Annotated in this window: 16 protein-coding genes; all 16 read left to right on the top strand. The window is 67.9% G+C overall.

Translation table 11 applies throughout. The features are described 5' to 3' along the window. Window positions 1–3 precede the first annotated feature (3 nt). The 16 genes from ACWIE7_RS04110 (at window position 4) to ACWIE7_RS04185 (ending at window position 23,046) form a co-directional block, all read left to right on the top strand. Window positions 4–834, top strand: a complete 831-nt coding sequence (locus tag ACWIE7_RS04110; RefSeq protein ID WP_452098547.1) for an MlaE family ABC transporter permease — start codon at window positions 4–6, stop codon at window positions 832–834. 48 nt (window positions 835–882) lie between these two features. Then, the gene (locus tag ACWIE7_RS04115; protein WP_452098736.1) at window positions 883–1,692 is read left to right on the top strand and encodes an MlaE family ABC transporter permease; all 810 of its coding nucleotides are present in this window, start codon (window positions 883–885) and stop codon (window positions 1,690–1,692) included. Further along, window positions 1,689–3,125, top strand: a complete 1,437-nt coding sequence (locus ACWIE7_RS04120; protein WP_454057634.1) for an MCE family protein — start codon at window positions 1,689–1,691, stop codon at window positions 3,123–3,125. The genes ACWIE7_RS04115 and ACWIE7_RS04120 overlap by 4 nt, the downstream gene beginning before the upstream one ends. Further along, complete coding sequence (locus ACWIE7_RS04125; protein ID WP_452098549.1) at window positions 3,122–4,213, top strand: MCE family protein; 1,092 nt, start codon at window positions 3,122–3,124, stop codon at window positions 4,211–4,213. The genes ACWIE7_RS04120 and ACWIE7_RS04125 overlap by 4 nt, the downstream gene beginning before the upstream one ends. After that, window positions 4,210–5,232 carry an MCE family protein gene (locus ACWIE7_RS04130; RefSeq protein ID WP_295647650.1) on the top strand — a complete coding sequence of 341 codons (1,023 nt, stop codon included), beginning with the start codon at window positions 4,210–4,212 and terminating at the stop codon, window positions 5,230–5,232. The genes ACWIE7_RS04125 and ACWIE7_RS04130 overlap by 4 nt, the downstream gene beginning before the upstream one ends. Continuing rightward, complete coding sequence (locus ACWIE7_RS04135; RefSeq protein WP_452098550.1) at window positions 5,232–6,458, top strand: MCE family protein; 1,227 nt, start codon at window positions 5,232–5,234, stop codon at window positions 6,456–6,458. The genes ACWIE7_RS04130 and ACWIE7_RS04135 overlap by 1 nt, the downstream gene beginning before the upstream one ends. Further along, window positions 6,458–7,768, top strand: coding sequence for an MCE family protein (locus ACWIE7_RS04140; protein ID WP_452098551.1), 1,311 nt, complete (start codon window positions 6,458–6,460; stop codon window positions 7,766–7,768). The genes ACWIE7_RS04135 and ACWIE7_RS04140 overlap by 1 nt, the downstream gene beginning before the upstream one ends. Next, the gene (locus tag ACWIE7_RS04145; RefSeq protein WP_452098552.1) at window positions 7,765–9,009 is read left to right on the top strand and encodes an MCE family protein; all 1,245 of its coding nucleotides are present in this window, start codon (window positions 7,765–7,767) and stop codon (window positions 9,007–9,009) included. Before ACWIE7_RS04140 ends, ACWIE7_RS04145 begins: the two co-directional genes overlap by 4 nt. 53 nt (window positions 9,010–9,062) lie before the next feature. Then, complete coding sequence (locus ACWIE7_RS04150) at window positions 9,063–9,752, top strand: hypothetical protein (RefSeq protein ID WP_454057632.1); 690 nt, start codon at window positions 9,063–9,065, stop codon at window positions 9,750–9,752. A 20-nt stretch (window positions 9,753–9,772) separates the two neighbouring features. Then, window positions 9,773–10,492: a hypothetical protein gene (locus tag ACWIE7_RS04155; RefSeq protein ID WP_452098554.1), complete on the top strand. Its 720-nt coding sequence runs from the start codon at window positions 9,773–9,775 to the stop codon at window positions 10,490–10,492. Window positions 10,493–10,932: 440 nt separating this feature from the next. Next, on the top strand, window positions 10,933–14,439 hold the full coding sequence (gene rpoB, locus ACWIE7_RS04160; protein WP_452098555.1) for a DNA-directed RNA polymerase subunit beta: 3,507 nt from the start codon (window positions 10,933–10,935) through the stop codon (window positions 14,437–14,439). A gap of 132 nt (window positions 14,440–14,571) precedes the next feature. Beyond that, window positions 14,572–18,531 (top strand): DNA-directed RNA polymerase subunit beta', encoded by a 3,960-nt coding sequence (locus tag ACWIE7_RS04165; protein ID WP_452098556.1) that lies wholly within the window; start codon window positions 14,572–14,574, stop codon window positions 18,529–18,531. A 210-nt stretch (window positions 18,532–18,741) separates the two neighbouring features. After that, window positions 18,742–20,115: a glycosyltransferase family 4 protein gene (locus ACWIE7_RS04170; RefSeq protein ID WP_454057631.1), complete on the top strand. Its 1,374-nt coding sequence runs from the start codon at window positions 18,742–18,744 to the stop codon at window positions 20,113–20,115. Continuing rightward, window positions 20,109–20,828, top strand: coding sequence for a class I SAM-dependent methyltransferase (locus ACWIE7_RS04175; protein ID WP_454057630.1), 720 nt, complete (start codon window positions 20,109–20,111; stop codon window positions 20,826–20,828). Before ACWIE7_RS04170 ends, ACWIE7_RS04175 begins: the two co-directional genes overlap by 7 nt. A gap of 90 nt (window positions 20,829–20,918) precedes the next feature. Beyond that, window positions 20,919–22,112 carry a prenyltransferase gene (locus ACWIE7_RS04180; RefSeq protein WP_454057701.1) on the top strand — a complete coding sequence of 398 codons (1,194 nt, stop codon included), beginning with the start codon at window positions 20,919–20,921 and terminating at the stop codon, window positions 22,110–22,112. A gap of 76 nt (window positions 22,113–22,188) precedes the next feature. Next, complete coding sequence (locus ACWIE7_RS04185) at window positions 22,189–23,046, top strand: LLM class F420-dependent oxidoreductase (RefSeq protein ID WP_454057629.1); 858 nt, start codon at window positions 22,189–22,191, stop codon at window positions 23,044–23,046. The last annotated feature ends 74 nt before the right edge of the window (window positions 23,047–23,120 follow it).

Genomic DNA, 23,120 nt, shown 5'->3' on the forward strand with positions numbered 1-23,120 from the left:
TAGATGGCGGAGGGAGCAACCCAGCAGCCAGGCGAGAAGGCCGGGGTCTCGGCCGCCGAGGTCGGCGGTGGGATCCGGGACGCGGTCGGCGCGGCTGGTTCGGTGTTCCGACTCTTCCTCGAGGTGCTTCGGGGAATCTTCAGAAGGCCGTTCCAGTTCCGTGAGTTCATCGAGCAGTCCTGGTTCATCGCCTCGGTGACCATCCTGCCGTCGGCATTGGTCGCGATCCCGTTCGGTGCGGTCGTGGCGATGCAGACCGGATCGCTGGTCCAGCAGCTGGGTGCGGAGGCGTACACCGGTGCGACCGGTGTCCTCGCCGTCGTCCAGCAGGGCGCGCCCCTGGTGACCTCTCTGCTCATCGCCGGCGCCGCGGGATCCGCGGTCGCCGCCGACCTGGGGGCCCGCAGTATCCGCGAGGAACTCGACGCGATGCGGGTACTGGGAATCGACCCTGTGCAGCGCCTCGTCGTCCCCCGCGTGCTGGGGATGATGCTGGTGGCGGTCCTGCTCAACGGCTTGGTCTCGATCGTCGGGATCTCCGGTGGCTACGTGTTCAACATCCTGCTGCAGGGCGGTACCCCCGGTGCCTACCTCATGTCGTTCGGTGCGCTCGCGCAGTTGCCGGACTTCATCATGTCCTCGTTCAAGGCCCTGGTCTTCGGGCTCATCGCCGGAGTCGTGGCCTCGTACTGCGGCATGAACCCCAAGGGTGGGCCCAAGGGTGTCGGCGATGCCGTGAACCTGGGCGTGGTCCTGACCTTCCTCCTGCTGTTCTTCGCCAATCTCATCCTCACGGCGATGTACCTGCAGATCGTTCCCCCGAAGGGCTCGTAGATGGCGATCCATACCGACGTCGGGCCCACGCGGGCACGACTGCGGGCCATGATCCGTGGCCCCATTGCGTCATTCGACTCGCTGGGCGACCAGCTGGCGTTCCACCTCCGGGCCATCCGCTGGATCCCGCAGACGATCGTGCACTACCGACACGAGGTGCTGCGCCTCATCGCCGAGGTCACGTTCGGAGTGGGCGTGCTGGCGGTCCTCGGCGGCACCATCGGCGTCATCGTCATGATGAGCGGTTTCACCGGCGTGGTGGTCGGCCTGCAGGGCTACGCGGCGCTCGACCAGATCGGCAGCTCCGTCCTCACCGGCTTCCTGTCGGCCTATGTCAACACCCGCGAGGTGGCGCCGGTCGTGGCGGCGCTCGCGCTCTCGGCCACGGTGGGCTGCGGGTTCACCGCCCAGCTCGGTGCCATGCGGATCTCCGAGGAGATCGACGCCCTCGAGGTCATGGCTATCCCGAGTGTCCCGTACCTGGTCACCACCCGGATCATCGCCGGCTTCATCGCGGTGATCCCGCTCTACGTGGTCGGTCTGCTGGCGTCGTATCTGGCCACACGGGGGGTCAACACCCTGATCCAAGGCCAGTCCACAGGCTCATTCGACCACTATTTCCACCTCTTCCTGCCACCAGAAGACGTCATATATTCCTTCATCAAGGTCATCATCTTCGCGTTCGTCCTCGTGATGATCCACTGCTTCTACGGGTTCACCGCCACCGGCGGCCCGGCCGGTGTCGGCGTGGCCGTGGGGCGCGCCGTCCGGACGACGATCGTCGTGGTGGCAATCCTCAACTTCTTCGTCGGACTCGCCCTGTGGGGCACGACCACGACTGTGCGGGTGGCCGGATGAACGAGATGTCCTCGACGAGGAAGCGACTGCTCGCAGCCCTGTTCATCGTCATCGTCATGGCCTTCGTCGCTGTCACCGTCGCCATCTACAACCGGGCGTTCACATCGTCGGACAGCGTCACCATGTACACCGACGACATGGCCTTCGCCCTGCCGAACGACGCGGACGTCAAGGCCCGGGGTGTACTGGTCGGTCGCGTCGCAGGCGTTGAGCTGGAGGGCGACCGGGTGCGCGTCGACATGGAGTTCGACCCGGCCTATATGGATCAGCTGCCCGCGAACATCAGCGGCCGGTTGCTGCCCAAGACGCTGTTCGGCGAGCGCTACGTCTCACTGGCGTTCCCCGAGCAGCCGGTCGGCACGATCGAGGCGGGTGCGACCATCGAGCAGGATTCCCGCGGTAACGCGACCGAGCTCGGTCGCGTCCTCGACGGACTGCTCCCGGTGCTGGAGGCCGTCCCGCCGGAGAAGCTCGCCGGCACGCTCGGTGCCATCAACCAGGCGCTGGCCGGCAGGGGAGACGAGATCGGCGCGGGCCTGGTCGACATCGGACAGGTCTTCGACGGCATCACCCAGGAGATGCCCGCTCTGGAGGCCGGGCTCGAGGACCTGGCGACCTTCTCACAGACCTATTCCGAGGCGCTGCCCGACCTCATCCACGCTCTCGACGCGCTCCGGACCACCGGCGACACGGTGATCCAGCGGCGCACCGACATCGCGGACGGGTTGGAGCGGATCAGCTCGGGCACCGAGGCGGCCACCGGCTTCCTCGCCGACAACCGCGACGACCTCATCGCGCTGACCATCAACTCGCGACGTTCGCTGGAGGCGCTCGCCGAGTACACGCCGGCGCTTCCCTGCACGGCCGAACTGTTCATGACCGCTCTCGAGCGTTCTGACGACATTCTCGGCGTGGGGACCTCGACCCCCGGCATCCGGGTGACCATCGAGGTCGTCAACCCCAAGGGCCGGTACGTCCCCAACCAGGACGAGCCCCGGTTCTTCGACACGCGCGGACCGCGCTGCTACGAGCCCGCCCAGGCACCGCAGAACTTCCCGATGGCACCCGGCGGTGCGATCGCGGACGGCTCCTATCAGCCGCCGTCACGTAACCCCGGGCCGGAGTTCATGCCCACCCTGCCGAATCCCCTGTTGGAAGACGGTCCCGTGCCCCCCATGCGCACTCGGGGTTCAGTTCCCGCGGCCCCCGGCCGCGCCGTCGCGGAGCAGCCGAACATGCCGTTCCCGTCGACCGTCACCGCGGGACAGGGAGCAGACGTGATGGCCATGGCCTACGCCGGATCTCCACTGGAGGCCGACACCGTCCGAACCGTGTACGGAGTCGCCACCTCGCGTAATGCCGACGAGGTCCCGGGGTGGATAGGCGCCGTCGGCGCTCCCGCGCTTCGCGGAACGGAGGTGGCCTTCAAGTGAACGCGAAACTCAGGGCATTGTTCCGAGGCGGCCTGCTGGGATCGTTCGTCAAGCTCACCGTCTTCGTGGTGGTGACGGTCCTGCTCAGTGCGGTTCTCGCCACCACGATCCGCGGTGGCACCCGTGAGGACGGGACCAAGTACTCGGCGATCTTCTCCGACGCGACCATGGTCGAGGAGGGGGACGACGTCCGTATCGCCGGTGTCGTGGTGGGGCACGTGACCGACTTCGAGGTCTACGACCGGGACAAGGCGAAGGTCTACTTCACCATGGTCGGCGACCGCACCCTTCCGGAGAACGTCCACCTGACGCTGCGTTTCCGCAACATGATCGGTCAGCGGTACATGAACATCGCCCGGGTGCCGGGCCCCGCCCAGCCGGCGATGCCGGCGGGGACGACGATCCCGCTGGACAAGACCTCGCCGGCCGTTGACCTCACCGCGCTGTTCAACGGGTTCCAACCCTTGTTCACCACGCTGCAGCCCGACGACGTCAACGCGTTGGCGGACTCGCTGGTCAAGGTCCTCCAGGGTGAGGGCGGGACCGTCGCCAACCTGGTCCAGCAGACAGGTCAGCTGACCAACCATCTGGCCGATCGCGACCAGGTGATCGGCGAGGTCATCGACAACCTCACCCAGGTGCTGCAGACCATCAACGATCGTGATGTGCAGTTCCAGCAGCTCGTGGTGACCACCCGCCAGCTCGTCGAGGGCCTGGCCCAGGAGCGTGACGCGATCGGTAGCTCGCTCGATTCGATGGCTGACCTGACCTCGTCCGCGGAGAACATCGTCACCGCGACCAGGCCCAGCGTCACCGAGTCGCTCGACCATCTCAAGAAGGTCACGGACGACGTGGTCGCGAATGAGGACAAGGTCAGCGAGGTGCTGCACAACATGCCGCTCAAGACCGACAACCTCATCCGGATGGGATCGTTCGGGTCCTGGTTCCAGTTCTATCTGTGTGGCGCGGACATCGTGTCGGGGCCGGGCAACAACGTGCCCAACCTCCTGCCCTCCGGCGGTCCGACACTCAACCACGTGCTGTACACCAACTCCGCACCTCGGTGCCACGAAGGGGGGATCCCGTGAGCAAGCGCAAGCCGGGGGAGCCCCGGTTCTCCAACGCGATGGTCGGCGCCGTGGGCGTGCTGGTGATCCTCGTGCTCACGGCGGGATCGTTCATGCTGGACGCTCTGCCGTTTGTGGGTGCCGGGCCGAAGTACAAGGCCTATTTCTCGGAGGCCGCCGGCCTCACCGACGGCAACGAGGTGCGGGTCGCCGGCGTCAAGGTCGGGGTCGTCACCGACGTCGAACTCGAGGGCGACAAGGTCGCCGTGGGGTTCCGGGCGAAGGATGCCTGGCTCGGCGACGACACCCGCGCGAGCATCCAGATCAAGACGGTGCTGGGGCAGAAGTACCTCGCCCTCACTCCCGCGGGCAACAGTGAGCTGGACCGGTCCGAGCCCATCCCGCTCGAGCGGACGGTGGCGCCGTACGACGTCGTGACCGCGTTCTCGTCGGCCGCCGAGACCCTCGACAAGATCGACGACACCAAGCTGGCGACAAGCCTCGACACCCTCACCGACGCGATGCAGGCCTCTCCCGAGGAGTTCCGCGGCGCCGTCGACGGCGTGGCCCGCCTGTCCCAGACCATCTCCAGCCGCGACGACGAACTCCGTGCACTCCTCGAGGCCACCAAGACGAGCTCGGAGATCCTGGCCGAGCGTAACGACGACTTCCGGCGGCTCATCATCGGCACCGGGCAGCTCCTTGGAGAGCTGAACGCACGGTCGGAGAGCCTCAAGTTGGTCCTGGCGTCGACCCGCGGACTGTCCGCCGAACTCCGGCTCTTCGTGGCCGAGAACGAGGCGGAGTTCGCTCCCACCCTGGAGAGTCTGGATTCCGCGCTCGGGGTCCTGACCGACCACGAGGAGGAGCTGAAGAAGTCGATCCACAACCTCGCCCCGTTCTACCGGTTGTACGCCAACATGCTGGGCACCGGACGGTGGTTCGATTCGGTGGTCACCAACCTGATACCGCCGGGCGCGCCTGAGCCGCCGTTCTACCCGGGCGCCCGTGGCCCCGCACGACTGAGTGGGATCAACTGATGACCAAGAAACTGCCGTACTGGCTGCTCGCGCTGATCCTCGTCGTCGTCGTCGCGATCGTCGCCGTCACCTACCTGGCCGTGTCCCGCATGGGGCGGACCACCATCACCGCGACGTTCCCGTCGGCGGTCGGTATCTCCCAGGGCACCGACGTGAGGATCCTCGGCATCACCGTGGGCTCGGTGGACAAGGTGGTCCCGATGGGCGAGACGGTCGAGGTGGAGCTCCACGTCCGGCGGGGTGTCGAGGTCCCGGCCGACGCCAAGGCCGTCCAGGTGACCCCGTCGGTCATCCCGGACCGCAATATCCAGTTGGTCCCGGCCTACGCGGGTGGCCCGACCATGGAGTCAGGCGCGCACATCCCGCTGGACCGGACCGCGACACCGGTCGAGGTGGACAAGCTCTACGCCTCGGTCCAGGAGCTCACCGAGGCGCTCGGCCCCGACGGGGCCAACAAGGACGGCTCGCTCGACCGCTTCCTGGCCACGTCCGCGGACACGCTCGGCGGCAACGGCGCCGCCCTCGGACGGTCGATAGACGAGCTGTCCACGGCGGCCACGACGCTCGCCGACTCCAGCCAGGACATCAGCGACACCGTGGTCAACCTGCAGTCCTTCGTCACCATGCTGGCGGAGAACGACGCACAGGTCCGCAACTTCAACACGCAGATGGCGACCTTCAACTCGACGGTCGCCGGGCAGCGGGAGGACCTGCAGGGCGCGCTGGCCGAGCTGAGCTATGCGCTGGCCGACGTGGCCCGTCTCGTCCGGGACAACCAGGACGTGATCCGTAGCAACGCCGACCGGCTGGCCTCCCTCAGCCAGATCACGGCGGACCAGCGCGGCGACATCGAGGAGATCCTCAAGACCGCCCCGCTGGCGCTGGCCAACCTCATCAACGCCTACGACGCGGAGTCCGGGACCCTGTCGATGCGCGCGAACATCCCGGAGAAACAGAACCCCGCCGGCGTTCTCTGCACGCTCATGAAGCTGGGCCGGCTCAATCCGGGCAATGAGATGTTCCAGGAGCTCGACAACCTGCGGCGCGCCGACATCCAGGCGTGCGAGGCGCTCGCTCCGGAGCGCAACCAGGAACTCCGTGCGTCCAACCCGAACCTGCCGCTGGGCATCCTCGAGGGCGAGATGAAGCAGTCCATTCCGGTGCCCGGCACCGTTCCGGGGATCCGTGGCTGGCCGATGACCCCCGCATCCGAAGGGGGGCAGTGATGAGACACGACAGTCACGACGCCGCGACCGGGCCGACTGCAGCCGGTCGCGCCCGATCGGGTCTCGGGTTGCCCGGGATCGGCCGCGCCGGACGGGTTCTGGGCGCCACGGCGCTCGTCTCGGCGCTCGCGGCCGGGTGTTCAATGAACCTCGAGGACTACACCCTGCCCGGTGGTGCCGACGTGGGGGAGAACCCCCTGAACGTGGCGATCCAGTTCGACGACGTCCTGGACCTGGTCCTGCAGTCCTCGGTCAAGATCAACGGTCTCGACGCCGGCCGGGTCACCGGGATCTCGCTCGCCGAGGACGGGTGGACCGCCCAGGTCGAGGTGCTGATCAACGACGACGTGGACCTCCCGGAGAACGTCGAGGCGTCGATCCAGCAGACAAACCTCCTCGGTGAGAAGTTCGTCCAGCTCACCCCGCCGGAGGACGCCGAGCCCGTCGGCCAGCTCGAGTCCGGTGACGTCATCCGCACCTCCAACACGCGCACGGCCACCGATATCGAGCAGGTGCTCGGCGCCCTGTCGCTGTTGCTGAACGGCGGCGGCGTGGACCAACTGCAGCCGATCGTGGCGGAGATGCGCAAGGTCACCGACGGCCGGGAGGAGGGGCTCACCGAAACCCTGCGGTCGGCCGACGAACTCATCTCGGGTCTCAACCGGCAGCGCGACAGCATCACCGCTGCGCTCGAGGGGGTCAACCTGATGTCCGCCCGGGCGAACGACCAGCGCGCGCAGATCCAGGCGGCCCTGGACGAGTTGCCCGCGGGTGTGGCGGTGCTCGAGGAGCAGCGGCCGCAGTTCGTGGAGATGCTGCGTCGGGTGGACGCCCTGGGGCAGGTCGGTTCCGACATCCTGCTGACCAGCCGTGAGGACCTCATCGCGGATCTGCGGGCGCTGCGGCCGGTACTGCAGTACCTCGGTGAATCCACGCCGGAACTCATCGAGCTGACCGGGTTCGTCCCGACGTTCCCGTTCCCGGACGCCTCGATCCAGTCGACGATCGGTGGTTCGGCCAACGTGTTCCTGTCGATCGACGCCACGATCTCCGAGACCCTCCGTAACCTCGGCGCCAACCAGGGCAACCCTGTTCCGCTCTGGCCCACCACGACCAGCGGTCCGTACAACGTCGATCCGGGCAACCCCTGGATCGGGGACAACGGACCCGACAGGCGCACGACCATCGTGCTGCCGTTGCTTCCCGTCCCGCCGATCATGGACCGGGCAGTGAACCCCCCGCCCGCGCCCGGTACCTCGGAGTTCTCCGAGAACTACCTGCCCGAACCAGGGGAGCCCGGATACCAGTGAACAAGACCCTGAGAACGCAGCTCATCGTCTTCTGCGTGATCGCCGCAGTGGGGATCACGTATGTCGGCGCCAACTACGTGCGCCTGCCGTCGCTGTTCGGCATCGGCCAGTACAAGGTCTATCTCGACCTGCCCGACACCGGCGGCGTGTTCACCAACGCGGCCGTCAGCTACCGGGGCACCCCGGTCGGCCGCATCGGGGACCTCTCGCTCACCGAGGACGGCGTCAGGGTGGAACTGGATCTGGACTCCAGCGCGCCCGACATCCCGGCCGACACGGTCGCCGTGGTGGCCAACCGGTCGGCGATCGGTGAGCAGTTCGTCGACCTGCGACCTAACAGTCTCTCCGAGCCCTATCTGGAGGAGGGCGATGTGATCTCGGCGGGCGACGAGGCGCTGCCCGTCCGCGTGGAGGACCTGCTGCTGTCGGTCGACGAGCTGTCGCGGTCGGTTCCGCTCGACGAGCTCGAGGTGACGGTCGACGAACTAGGGAAGGCCTTCGAGGGGCGGGGTCCCCAGCTCCAGCGGCTGTCCGATTCGTTGATCACGATCTCGGACTCCGGAATCCGGACCATGCCCCAGCTTCAGGCGCTCATCCGCGACGGCGCCACGGTCCTGGACACGCAGGCGGACCAGTCGGGTGAGATCATCAGCTTCTCCAGCGACCTGCGGACTGTCACCGAGGCACTGCGTGACTCGGACTCGGATCTCGAGCGGCTGATCTCCACCGCGCCGGAGTTCGCCGACGAGACCCGCCGCCTGGTGGAGAACTCGGGCGAGCCCCTGACGCGTTCGGTGACCAATCTGTCGAACACCATGAAGACGGTCGACCCGCTGGCGCCGTCGTTCAAGGTGCTGCTGCAACTGTTGCCCGCCCTGGCCGCCGGCGGTCTGTCAGTGGCCCCGGGCGACGGGACGATCCACTTCGGTCTCGTTCTCGAGATGGACAACCCGACCCCCTGCACCATGGGCTACGAGGGGACGCAGCAGATCATCGACGAGATGAAGGCACAGGATCCCTCGTTCGACCCGCAGGAGCAGAACTTCCCGCCCAACTACGACGCGCACTGCTCGGTGCCGTTCGGCAGCCCGACCAACGTGCGTGGCGCGGAGCGGGTCGAGTACGCGTACCCGGGTGTCGTGCAGCCGTGGGACAACAAGCCCAAGATCGATCCGGACAAGCTCAACCTCTCGGTGGCCGCCGAGCAGCTCGCGGTGCTGCAGGGACTGATCCCGCGGTGACGCGGCGACCGCCCGGTGATCCGGCGCGCCGCCCGTCCGGTACCGTCGCCGCCATGAGTTCGCAGGAGACGAGCGAGAGCACGGACACCACTGCCGCTGCCGCCGGGGTGCCGCGGTGGCTGACGGCCGTGTCCCTGGTGGTGCTGGTGGTGGGGCTGTCGATCCTGGGCGTATTCGGCTGGCGCTACGCCGAGGCACGTTCGGCGCAGACCGCGGCCACGCAGCGGGACGAGGTCGCGGACGTCGCCTCGCAGGTGATCATCAACGCGTTCAGCTTCGATCATCAGAAGGTGGACGAGTCGCTCGAGCAGCTCTCCTCCATGTCGACCGGGGACTTCCTCACCGAGCAGGAGCAGTGGTCGGAGGACGTCCGCAACCGGGTCATCGAGCAGAAGGCCGTCACCACGGCCACCGTCTCGAACGCCGCGGTCGAGGAGTTGAACGTCGACGAGGGTGACGCCGCCGTGCTGGTCGTGTTCACCGCCCACTCTGAGCGCGAGGGCCAGGAGGACATCACGGGCCGTCAGGCGATGCGGGTGGACCTGACCCGGGTCGACGGCCAGTGGAAGGCCGACGCGGTCAACCAGGTGGGCGTGACGGTGCCGGTCGGCCAGTCCAGCCAGTCCGTGCAGGACCTCGAACTCCCGGACCCCGAGGACGTCGAGGACGAGGACAGCTCCGCCGGCACCGCGGGGGAGGGGTCGGCCTCCGCGCCGGCTCCCACCACCACCGCCGGACGATGAGGAAGGGCGAGGAGAGCTAGATGCCACCCATCAAGAGGAACCAGAAGCCGGCCCAGGCCCCCGCCACGCGTCGACTCGCCGGCCACTCCGGCCCCCGCCAGGGATCGACCGGGTCGCCCGAGGCAGGTACCGGACCGGTGACCACGCCCCGGGGTGTGAACAAGGTCGACGACGACAAGGCCGCCACCCGCTCCACGGCCACCGACCCGCGGACGGATGCGGGGGAGGCGGCGTCTCGTCGTCGTCCCTCCGGGCGGGCCGTCGCCTATGCCGCTCTCGCCGTGGGCGTGGTGGCCGGGGCGGCGGGCGCCTATCTCGCCACCGAGCCGGGCATCTCGGTGCCCAATCAGGCGTTCGTGGACAGGGCGGAGACCGACGAGGTCCTCACCGCGGCGTCGACCAACGTGCAGCGGCTGGTGTCGATCGATCACGAGAGCCTCGACGAGTACCACGACTCGCTGGGCGAGTTCCTCACGCCGAACCTCGTCGAGGAACTCGACGCGAACTGGCCGGCGCTTCGTGACAGCTACGAGCAGTCCGCGACCACCGTCGACGCGCAGGTCCGCGAGGCCGGCCTGTCCTACCTCGAGGGCGACCGCGCGGAGGTCCTGCTGGTCCAGGACGTCTCGATGGAGCGCGACGGCGCCGCCGCGGGCAGCACCAGCGGCACCTACCTCGTCGGTCTGGACAGGGTCGACGGCGTCTGGAAGCTGTCGAAGATCCCGGATCTGCCGTCCTGACACGCCTCGGCCGGCCGCGGATCGGACATTCTCCGGCCGGGGATCGGGGACAAGCGGCGTCAGATCCTTGACGAACGGGCTTCGACCCGTCACTCTTTAGGGGCATCGGGCGTAGAGGACTCCGCTCGGGTGCGACGTCCCGACCGGGGGCCGATGAGGCGAGAGCCACGAGGGCAACCAGCGCAGGGACGGTCGTCGCACCACGCGTGCCACAGCCTCCGGGGCTCTTCCCGTCGAGGGCTGGACTTCAGCGCCGCTATAGGCTAGATTAGGTCGTTGCGCTGGCTGCTATTTGCCTCTTGTTCCGTCATCGACGGCCCGTTCCCGGTCTGACCGGGTATTTCCGGGCCTTGAAGTTCAGTGACGGCACACGGGTGGATACCCGTCGGCGGACCGCTCGCAGATACATCTGTGGTCACCGCCCGTGGTGATCACGTGAGGTGCTGGAAGGACCCATCTTGGCAGTCTCCCGCCAGACCACGTCAGTCTCCACCGTTCCCGGTGCGCCCCGGAGAGTCTCGTTCGCGAAGCTCACCGAGCCGTTGCCGGTCCCGGGGCTGCTCGACCTCCAGACGGAGTCGTTCGAGTGGTTCATCGGTTCGGAGGAGTGGCAAGAGAGGGCCGCCTCGCGCGGCACCACGAACCTCGAGGGAGGCCTGGAGTCCATCCTCAAGGAGATCTCCCCGATCGAGGACTTCTCCGGCTCCATGTCGCTCTCGTTCTCGGAGCCGTATTTCGAAGAGGTCAAGGCGTCCCTCGAGGACTGCCGTGAGAAGGACCGCACCTACGAGGCGCCGCTCTTCGTCACCGCCGAGTTCGAGAACACCGAAACCGGTGAGATCAAGTCCCAGACCGTCTTCATGGGTGATTTCCCCATGATGACCGACAAGGGCACCTTCATCATCAACGGCACCGAGCGGGTCGTCGTCTCGCAGCTCGTCCGTTCGCCGGGCGTCTACTTCGACCGGTCGCGCGACAAGTCGACCGAGCGTGACGTCCACGCGGTCAAGGTCATCCCGTCGCGCGGTGCGTGGCTCGAGTTCGACGTGGACAAGCGCGACACGGTCGGTGTCCGCATCGACCGCAAGCGTCGCCAGTCCGTCACCGTGCTGCTGAAGGCGCTCGGCTGGACCACCACCGAGATCAAGGAGCGCTACGGCTTCTCCGAGATCATGATGTCGACCCTCGAGAAGGACACCGTCGAGGACACCGACCAGGCGCTGCTCGAGATCTACCGCAAGCTGCGTCCGGGCGAGCCCCCGACCCGCGAGTCGGCCGAGGCGCTGCTGGAGAACCTGTTCTTCAAGGAGAAGCGCTACGACCTGGCCCGCGTCGGCCGCTACAAGGTCAACCGCAAGCTCGGTCTGCCGGACCCGGAGGGCGACGCCACCACGACGCTCACCCGCGAGGACATCGCGGCCACCATCGAGTACCTGGTGCGCCTGCACGCCGGCGACGCGTCGATGCAGGTCGAGGGCGGCCGCGAGGTGCCGGTCGAGGTGGACGACATCGACCACTTCGGTAACCGTCGTCTCCGCACGGTCGGTGAGCTGATCCAGAACCAGGTCCGCGTCGGACTGTCCCGCATGGAGCGCGTCGTCCGCGAGCGCATGACCACGCAGGACTCCGAGGCGATCACCCCGCAGTCGCTGATCAACATCCGGCCCATCACCGCTGCGCTCAAGGAGTTCTTCGGAACCTCCCAGATGTCGCAGTTCATGGACCAGAACAACCCGCTGTCGGGCCTGACCCACAAGCGTCGTCTCTCCGCGCTCGGCCCCGGCGGTCTGTCGCGTGAGCGTGCCGGCCTCGAGGTGCGAGACGTCCACGCCTCGCACTACGGGCGCATGTGCCCCATCGAGACCCCCGAGGGGCCGAACATCGGCCTCATCGGATCTCTCTCGGTGTACGCGCGGGTCAACCCGTTCGGCTTCATCGAGACCCCGTACCGCCGTGTCGTCGACGGCGTCGTCACCGACCAGGTGGACTACCTGACGGCCGACGAGGAGGACCGCTACGTCGTGGCGCAGGCCAACTCCGAGCTCTCGCCGGAGATGACCTTCGTCAGCGACCGGGTGCTGGTGCGCAAGAAGCACGGCGACGTCGAGGTCGTCGAGGCCGCGGATGTCGACTACATGGACGTCTCGCCGCGTCAGATGGTCTCCGTGGCCACCGCGATGATCCCGTTCCTCGAGCATGACGACGCCAACCGTGCCCTCATGGGCGCGAACATGCAGCGTCAGGCCGTGCCGCTGGTGCGTTCCGAGGCGCCGCTCGTCGGTACCGGCATGGAGCTGCGTGCCGCCGTCGACGCCGGTGACGTGATCGTCAACACCACCCCGGGCATGGTCGAGGAGGTCTCCGCCGACTTCATCACCGTGATGGACGACGACGGGGGTCGCCAGACCTACCGCCTGTCGAAGTTCGCGCGCTCCAACCAGGGCACGTGTTCCAACCAAAAGCCGATCGTCGACGAGGGTGACCGCGTCGAGGCCGGCCAGGTTCTCGCCGACGGACCCTGCACCGAGGACGGTGAGATGGCCCTGGGCAAGAACCTGCTCGTGGCGATCATGCCGTGGGAGGGCCACAACTACGAGGACGCGATCATCCTCTCGCAGCGCCTGGTGGAGGAGGACGTCCTGACGTCCATCCACATCGAGGAGCACGAGATCGACGCCCGCGACACGAAGCTGGGCGCCGAGGAGATCACCCGCGACATCCCGAACGTCTCCGACGAGGTCCTCGCGGACCTGGACGACCGTGGCATCGTGCGCATCGGCGCCGAGGTCCGCGACGGCGACGTCCTGGTCGGCAAGGTCACGCCGAAGGGCGAGACCGAGCTCACCCCCGAGGAGCGCCTGCTGCGCGCCATCTTCGGCGAGAAGGCCCGCGAGGTCCGCGACACCTCACTCAAGGTGCCGCACGGCGAGTCCGGCAAGGTCATCGGCGTCCGCGTCTTCTCGCGTGACGACGAGGACGATCTTCCCCCCGGTGTCAACGAGCTCGTCCGCGTGTACGTGGCGCAGAAGCGCAAGATCCAGGACGGCGACAAGCTCGCCGGCCGCCACGGCAACAAGGGCGTCATCGGCAAGATCCTCCCCGCGGAGGACATGCCGTTCATGCCCGACGGCACGCCGGTGGACATCATCCTCAACACCCACGGTGTCCCGCGTCGTATGAACATCGGTCAGATCATGGAGACCCACCTGGGCTGGCTGGCCAAGGCCGGCTGGGAGGTGCCGCGTGAGGCGGACGGTTCCCTGCCCGAGTGGGCGGCCAAGCTGCCGGAGCAGATCCACCGCGTCGAGCCCGACACGAACACCGCCACCCCGGTGTTCGACGGTGCCGCGGACACGGAGATCACCGGCCTGCTCGGTCACACCCTCCCGAACCGTGACGGCGAGCGGATGGTCCAGGGCGACGGCAAGGCGACCCTCATCGATGGTCGTTCGGGTGAGCCGTTCCCGTACCCGGTGTCCGTCGGCTACATGTACATCCTGAAGCTGCACCATCTGGTGGACGACAAGATCCACGCCCGGTCGACCGGTCCGTACTCGATGATCACCCAGCAGCCGCTCGGCGGTAAGGCCCAGTTCGGTGGCCAGCGCTTCGGTGAGATGGAGTGCTGGGCCATGCAGGCCTACGGCGCGGCGTACACGCTGCAGGAGCTGCTGACCATCAAGTCCGATGACGTCGTGGGCCGCGTGAAGGTCTACGAGGCGATCGTCAAGGGCGAGAACATCCCGGAGCCCGGCATCCCGGAGTCCTTCAAGGTTCTTCTGAAGGAGCTGCAGTCGCTGTGCCTCAACGTCGAGGTGCTCTCCAGTGACGGGCAGGCCGTCTCCCTCGGCGAGGGGGACGACGACGACCTCGACCGCACCGCCGCGAACCTGGGGATCAACCTCTCGCGCGACGAGTCCTCCGCGGCCGACGAGCTGGCGCAGTAAGTAGGCGGGCGGTGCCGCCGAGAGGTCGCACCGCACCGCACCCGAAGAATTCAGTTCCACCACGGCGGGCCCCGCAAGCGGCCCCACCCCGAGCGGGGCCCGCCATCATCCCACCCGGGAAAGGACGCCTACGTGCAGGACGTCAACTACTTCGACGAGCTGGTCATCAGCCTCGCCACCGCCGAGGACATCCGTAACTGGTCCTACGGCGAGGTCAAGAAGCCGGAGACCATCAACTACCGCACCCTCAAGCCGGAGAAGGAGGGCCTGTTCTGCGAGAAGATCTTCGGCCCCACCCGGGACTGGGAGTGCTACTGCGGTAAGTACAAGCGCGTCCGCTTCAAGGGCATCATCTGTGAGCGCTGTGGCGTCGAGGTGACCCGCGCCAAGGTGCGTCGTGAGCGGATGGGCCACATCGAGCTGGCCGCGCCGGTCACGCACATCTGGTACTTCAAGGGCGTTCCGTCGCGCCTGGGCTACCTGCTCGACCTGGCGCCCAAGGATCTCGACAAGATCATCTACTTCGCCGCGTACGTCATCACCGATGTCGACACCGAGCTGCGCCACAACGAGCTCAGCACCCTCGAGGCCCAGGTCGTCGAGGAGCGCAAGATCATCGAGGACGAGCGTGACTCCGACATCGAGGCGCGCGCCAAGAAGCTCGAGGCCGACCTGGCCGAGCTCGAGGCCGAGGGCGCCAAGGCCGACCAGCGCCGCAAGGTGAAGGACGGCGGCGAGAAGGAGATGAAGAAGATCCGCGAAGCGGCCCAGCGTGAGCTGGACCGTCTCGAGGAGATCTGGACCACCTTCACCAAGCTCGACGTCAACCAGATCATCGTCGACGAGGGCATCTACCGCGAGCTCGACGACCGCTTCGGCGAGTACTTCGAGGGCGGCATGGGCGCCGAGGCGATCCAGTCGCTGCTGGAGAACTTCGACCTCGAGGCCGAGGCCGAGTCGCTCCGCGACGTCATCCGCAACGGCAAGGGGCAGAAGAAGATCCGGGCGCTCAAGCGCCTCAAGGTCGTCTCGGCGTTCCTGCAGTCGGGCAACCACCCGGCCGCGATGGTGCTCGGTGCCGTCCCGGTGATCCCGCCGGAGCTGCGCCCGATGGTCCAGCTCGACGGTGGCCGCTTCGCCACGTCGGACCTCAACGACCTGTACCGCCGTGTGATCAACCGCAACAACCGCCTCAAGCGACTGATGGACCTCGGCGCGCCCGAGATCATCGTCAACAACGAGAAGCGGATGCTGCAGGAGTCCGTCGACGCACTGTTCGACAACGGTCGTCGCGGCCGCCCCGTCACGGGCCCGGGCAACCGTCCGCTCAAGTCGCTGTCCGACCTGCTCAAGGGCAAGCAGGGCCGCTTCCGTCAGAACCTGCTCGGTAAGCGCGTCGACTACTCGGGTCGTTCCGTGATCGTCGTGGGCCCGCAGTTGCAGCTGCACCAGTGTGGTCTGCCCAAGCTCATGGCACTCGAGCTGTTCAAGCCGTTCGTCATGAAGCGTCTGGTGGACCTCAACCACGCGCAGAACATCAAGTCCGCCAAGCGGATGGTCGAGCGTCAGCGCGACCAGGTGTGGGACGTGCTCGAAGAGGTCATCGCCGAGCACCCGGTGATGCTCAACCGTGCGCCCACGCTGCACCGTCTCGGCATCCAGGCGTTCGAGCCGCAGCTCGTCGAGGGTAAGGCGATCCAGCTGCACCCGCTGGTGTGTGAGGCCTTCAACGCCGACTTCGACGGTGACCAGATGGCCGTCCACCTCCCGCTGTCCGCGGAGGCCCAGGCCGAGGCCCGCATCCTCATGCTCGCCTCGAACAACATCCTGTCGCCGGCGTCCGGCCGTCCGCTCGCCATGCCGCGACTGGACATGGTCACGGGCCTGTACTACCTGACCCGTCTCGACGAGGGGGCGACCGGCTCCCACGTGCCGGCCACCGAGAACGAGCCGGCCCAGGGTGTGTACTCGACCCCGGCCGAGGCCATCATGGCCGTCGACCTCGGTGTGCTCGACATCCACGCGCCGGTCCAGATGCGTCTGACGCATCAGCGTCCGTCCGCCGAGATCGAGGCCGAGAAGTTCCCCGAGGGCTGGGCCCCCGGCCAGGAGTGGATCACCGAGACCACGCTCGGCCGCGTCCTGTTCAACGAGCTGCTCCCGACGGACTACCCGTTCGTCAACGAGCAGATGCCGAAGAAGCGTCAGGCCGTCATCATCAACGACCTGGCCGAGCGCTACCCGATGATCGTCGTGGCGCAGACGGTGGACAAGCTCAAGGACACCGGCTTCTACTGGGCCACCCGCTCGGGTGTCACCATCGCCATGTCCGACGTGCTCGTGCCGCCGGCCAAGAAGGAGATCCTCGCCTCCTACGACGCCAAGGCCGCGCGCCTCGAGTCGCAGTTCGACCTGGGCAAGATCACCGACGAGGAGCGCAAGAGCGACCTCGTCAAGCTCTGGCAGGAGGCCACCGACGAGATCGGCCAGGCCATGGAGGCGAACTACCCGGACACCAACCCGATCCCGACGATCGTCAAGTCGGGCGCGGCGGGCAACATGACCCAGATCCGAGCGCTCGCGGGCATGAAGGGTCTGGTGACGCGTCCGAACGGCGAGTTCATCCCGCAGCCCATCAAGTCCTCGTTCCGCGAGGGCCTGACGGTGCTCGAGTACTTCATGAACACGCACGGTGCCCGTAAGGGTCTGGCCGATACCGCCCTGCGTACCGCCGACTCGGGCTACCTCACCCGGCGTCTGGTCGACGTGTCGCAGGACGTCATCGTCCGCGAGACCGACTGTGGCACCAACAAGGGTGTCGAGACGGTCATCGCCCGTCCGGTCATGGACGTCCAGGGCAACCCGACCGGTGACCTCGAGCGGGACGAGCACGTCGAGACCTCGACGTTCGCCCGGACGCTCGCAGAGGACGCCACGGACGCCTCGGGCAACGTCATTGTCGCCGCGGGCACCGACCTGGGTGACCCGACCATCGAGGCGCTCATCGCTGCAGGCGTGCAGAACGTCAAGGTCCGTTCGGTCCTGACCTGCACCACCGGCACCGGTGTGTGTGCGACCTGCTACGGCCGCTCGATGGCCACCGGCCAGCTGGTGGACATCGGCGAGGCCGTCGGCATCGTCGCCGCGCAGTCGATCGGTGAGCCCGGTACGCAGCTGACCATGCGTACGTTCCACCAGGGTGGCGTCGGTGACGACATCACCGGTGGTCTGCCGCGAGTCCAGGAGCTCTTCGAGGCCCGTGTCCCCAAGGGCAAGGCCCCGATCGCCGAGGAAGCCGGCCGGATCCGCCTCGACGAGGAGGAGCGTTTCTACACGATCACGATCGTCCCGGACAACGGGGCGGACGAGATCGTCTACGAGAAGCTCTCCAAGCGTCAGGGCCTCGCGCACATCGACCTCGACGACGGCTCGTCGCGGCCGATCGCCGACGGCGACCACCTCGACCGCGGTCAGCCGCTCCTCGAGGGCCCCGCCGACCCGCACGAGGTGCTGGCGATCCTCGGTACGAACGGCGTCCAGAAGCACCTCGTCGACGAGGTGCAGAAGGTCTACCGCTCGCAGGGTGTGTCGATCCACGACAAGCACATCGAGGTCATCGTCCGCCAGATGATGCGCCGCGTGGCCATCAGCGAGTCGAACAGCACCGAGTTCCTGCCCGGTGCCCTGGTCGAGCGTGCGGAGCTCACGGCGGAGAACCGTCGCGTGCTCACCGAGGGAGGCTCGCCCGCCTCGGCGCGCCCGGTGCTCATGGGTATCACCAAGGCCTCGCTCGCCACCGACTCGTGGCTCTCGGCGGCCTCCTTCCAGGAGACCACCCGCGTGCTCACCGACGCCGCCATCAACAAGCGGTCGGACAAGCTCGTGGGCCTCAAGGAGAACGTCATCATCGGTAAGCTCATCCCGGCGGGTACCGGTATCAACCGCTACCGGAATTCGACGGTCGAGCCCACCGAGGAAGCCCGCGCAGCGGCGTACTCCATCCCGGATTACGGCGACGGCTTCTACGGTCCCGAGGACGGTTTCGGCGACGCCACCGGCGCGTCGGTCCGCCTGGACGACCTGGGCTACTAACGCCGTCGGTGGGCGCGCGTAAGCCGTTCACCAGCGATATCGCCATAATCGGACCCCCGAGCACACACTGTGCCCGGGGGTCCGGTGCGTCAGCCCGGCCGCGTTCTGGCCAGGGGCGAACGTGTTCTAGACTTGACCGACGTGCCCTGGGCCGCCTCGCCTGTGGCGAGTGGCCCGCGGCGTCCGATGACCGGAGGGAGACGATCGACCGTGCGGATCGCACTGCTTTCGTACAGGAGTAAGCCACACGGCGGAGGGCAGGGCGTCTACGTCCGTCACCTCAGTCGTGAGCTGGCGGCACTCGGGCACACCGTCGAGGTGTTCTCCGGTCAGCCGTACCCCGAGCTGGACCCGGGGCCGTCGCTGTCGAAGATCCCGAGCCTGGATCTCTACAACGACGCCAATCCGTTCCGCACCCCGCACCCGCGGGAGATCCGCGACTGGATCGACGTGCTCGAGGTCGTCACCATGTGGACCGCCGGATTCCCGGAGCCGCGGACCTTCAGCCTCCGCGCCGCCCGCACCCTCAAAGACAGGCTCGCGGATTTCGATGTGGTGCACGACAACCAGTGCCTCGGTACCGGCCTCCTCGAGATGGAGGAGGCCGGATTCCCGGTGGTGGCCACGGTGCATCACCCGATCACACGGGACCGCGCGTTGGCCATGAAAGAGGCGCCGCTGCGTAAGAAGCTCACCACGTGGCGGTGGTTCGGATTCCTGGGCATGCAGATCAAGGTCTCCCGCCGGCTGCACGAGATCATCACGGTGTCGTCCAACTCGGCAGACGACATCGCCTCCGACTTCGGTGTGGACCCGCAGCGGATAGTCACCATTCCGCTCGGCGTGGACACGGACCGTTTCCACGACCGCCGCGACCGCGAGCCGGGTCGCCTGGTCTGTGTGGCCAGCGCCGATCAGCCGCTCAAAGGCGTGCCGATCCTCCTGCGCGCCCTGGCGAAGGTCCGCGAGGAACACCCGGGAGTGCGCCTGACGCTGATCTCCAAGCTCAAGCGCAAGGGTGAGGCCGCCAAGCTCCTCGATTCACTCGGGTTGCGGGATGCGGTGGACCTGGTCTCCGGGGTCGACGACGACGAGCTCGCCGAGCTCGTGGGTACGGCCGAGATCGCTGTCGTCCCGAGCATGTACGAGGGCTTCTCGTTGCCCGCGGTGGAGGCCATGTCCAGTGGTTGTGCACTCGTCGCGACCCGGGCCGGGGCGCTACCGGAGGTCGTGGGCACCGACGACTGCGCGGCCCGGCTGGTCGAGCCCGGCAACGTGGACGAGTTGGCGCAGCAGATCAGCGCGCTACTGGCGGACCCCGCCGAGCGCAGCCGCCTCTCGGAGGGTGGCCGGGAACGGGTCATGGAGCGTTACAGTTGGGCGGCTGTGGCGCGCCGGACCGTCGAGGTCTACCAGGCGGCCATCGCGCGGGTCCGCGGCGAGACGCCGCCGGACTTCACCGCCGGGCCGGTCATCGGACCGGATCAGGCCGAGATCGACGAGCACGTCACCGCTGACGTGCCCGAGGTACTGCCGGACGCCGGCACGTACGACATCCGTGAGCAGGAGGACGCCGCATGCTGACCGCTGACTTCGACCGTCTGGGGGTCACCCCGGGCATGCGAGCCATCGACGTGGGGGCCGGCCTGGGCCGGCACACCTTCGAGCTCTACCGGCGTGGAGCCGACGTGACCGCGTTCGACCAGAACGCGGACGAGATGCAGCAGGTCGCCGACATGCTCGCGGCCATGGAGGCGGAGGGGCACGGGCTCCCGGAATCCAAGGGTGAGGCCATCACCGGTGACGCGCTCGCGATGCCGTACGACGACGCGACCTTCGATCTGGTCCTCATCTCCGAGGTGCTCGAGCACGTGCCGGAGGATACCAAGGCGATCGCCGAACTGGTCCGCATCCTCAAGCCGGGCGGCGTCGCCGCGGTGACCGTCCCGCGGGAGTGGCCGGAGAAGCTGTGCTGGAAGCTCTCGGACGACTACCACTCCAACCCGGGTGGCCACTGCCGCATCTACACGGCTGAGGAGCTCGGCTACAAGCTCCGTGCCGCGGGCCTCGAGGTCACCGGGACCGGATTCGCCCACGCGCTGCACGCCCCGTACTGGTGGCTCAAGTGCGCGGTGGGTACGGACAAGGACGACCATCCGCTGCCGAAGGCGTACCACAAGCTTCTCGTGTGGGACCTGATGAAGGGGCCGTGGGTCACGCGGACCGCCGAGAAGTTGCTCAACCCGGTGATGGGCAAGTCCATCGTGTTCTACCTTCGTAAGCCCGTGGAGGCCTGATCGCCCGTGCAGCCCCAGAACATCGGTTCCCGTAACGGCGCGACGCAGGGCGCACCGGTAGGCGGTGACGCCCCCGCCGGTTCGCGGCTCGTGCCCGGCGTCCCGGGCGTTCTGGACGAGGACGCGGTCCGCGCCACCGGGGAGTGGATCGCCTCCGTCCAGAAGTCGAGCGGGGAGATCCCGTGGTTCACCGGTGGGCACACCGACCCCTGGGATCATGTCGAGTCCGCGATGGGGCTGACGGTCGCCGGACAGTGGGAGGCCGCCCGGCGCGCGTTCGGATTCCTCCGGGACACCCAGCGTGCCGACGGCTCCTGGCCGATCAAGTGGCAGGACGGCGAGATCGCCGATGCCGACACGGACACCAACTTCTGCGCCTACATCGCGGTGGGACTGTGGCATCACCACCTGGTCACCGGTGCTCGTGGCTTCCTGGAGTCGATGTGGCCGACCGTGCGTCGCGCCCTCGATCTCGTGTTGACCCATCAGGGCCCGCAGGGACAGATGTGGTGGGGCTCCAGCCCGCGCGGCTTCTGCGACGAGGCGCTGATCACCGGATCCTCGAGCATCCACCACGCCCTGCGGTGCGGAGTCGCGATCGCCGAGGAGCTCGGTGAGAGCGCCCCGGAATGGGATCTGGCCGCCGACCGGCTGGGGCACGCGCTGCGCGCGCACCCGGAGCTGTTCACGCCCAAACCCGAGTTCTCGATGGACTGGTTCTACCCGGTGCTGACCGGCGTGATGGTGGGCGAACAGGCACAGCAACGGATCGACGCCCGGTGGGGCGATTTCGTGGTGGACGGCCTGGGGATCCGGTGCGTCGACCACCGACCGTGGGTGACCGGCGCCGAGACGTGTGAGTTCGTGCTCGCGCTCGAGGCCGCCGGCCGTCACGAGCAGGCACTGGAGCAGTTCGCGAACATGCAGCACCTGCGCGAGGCGGACGGTTCCTACTGGACCGGCCTGGTCTTCGCGGACGGCAAGCGCTGGCCGGTCGAGCTGAGCACGTGGACCGGCGCGGTGGTGCTGCTGGCCGCGGATGCGCTCTCGCGCACCACGCCGGGCAACGAGATCTTCCGCTACGTTGCCGATCACACGATGCAGCGGCTGCGGTCGCGGCCGGGCGACCCGGCCACCTGCGAGAGCGACACCGCGGCCGACTGCGCGTCGGCCGCATCGCCGAACGGGGAGCCCGTCAACGGGGCATCGCGCAACGGGGCATCGCGCGAGGCGGCCGAGGGTGCGGTCGGCGAAGCCCGCCCGTCCGAGTACTCCGTGCGATAGCCTTTCGGCAGCCGTCGATGGACACCTGTCTGGTCGGGTGTCTTTCAAGGCGGGCGCCGCACACGAGGGAGCACGCATGGAGTTCGGACTGACCCTGTTCACCAGTGACCGGGGGATTCGGCCGACCACCGCGGCCGTCGCGGCCGAGCGGGCCGGTTTCTCCGCGTTCTACGTGCCCGAACACACCCATATCCCGGTCCGCCGCGACGCGGCCCACCCCGGCACCGGCGGTGCCGAGCTGCCCGATGAGCGCTACTGCCGGACCCTGGACCCGTGGGTCGCACTGGGGGCGGTCGCGGCCGTCACCCGGACGATCCGGCTGGGCACCGCCGTGTCGATCCCGGTCGAGAGCGATCCCATCACGCTGGCCAAGTCCATCGCCACCGTCGACAACCTCTCAGACGGCCGCACCGTCCTCGGCGTGGGCTACGGCTGGAACCTGGACGAGATGGCCGACCACAACGTGCCACCCGGGCGCCGCCGCACCATGCTCCGCGAGTACCTCGAGGCGATGCGCGAGCTGTGGACCCACGACGAGGCCGAGTACCACGGCGAGTTCGTGGACTTCGGGCCCAGCTGGGCCTGGCCCAAGACCGCGCGCAAGCCGGGCCCGCTCACCCTGGTGGGGGCGGCGGGCACCGAGAAGAACTTCAAGTGGATCTGCCGCAGCGCCGACGGGTGGATGACCACGCCGATCTCGCAGGACATCTCCGGGAGCGTCCGACTGCTCCGGGAACTGTGGGCCGAGGCGGGTCGTGACGGTGAGCCGTACATCGTCGTCCTGGACGGGAAACCAGAGCCCGGGAAGATCGAGATGTATCGCGAGCTCGGCGTCCACGAACTCGTCTACGGCACGCCGGACCGCTCCGAAGACGAGGTGCTCGGCTACATCGACCGCCTCGCCGGGAAGCTGGGAATCGGCGCCGGCGTCTGAGCCCGACGCTTGAGCCCGGCTTCGGAGACAGACGCCCGGCCCGGCGCCCAGTCCGTTACGGTGACGCCCTGCGC

This window comes from Dietzia sp. NPDC055343, from assembly GCF_053645265.1.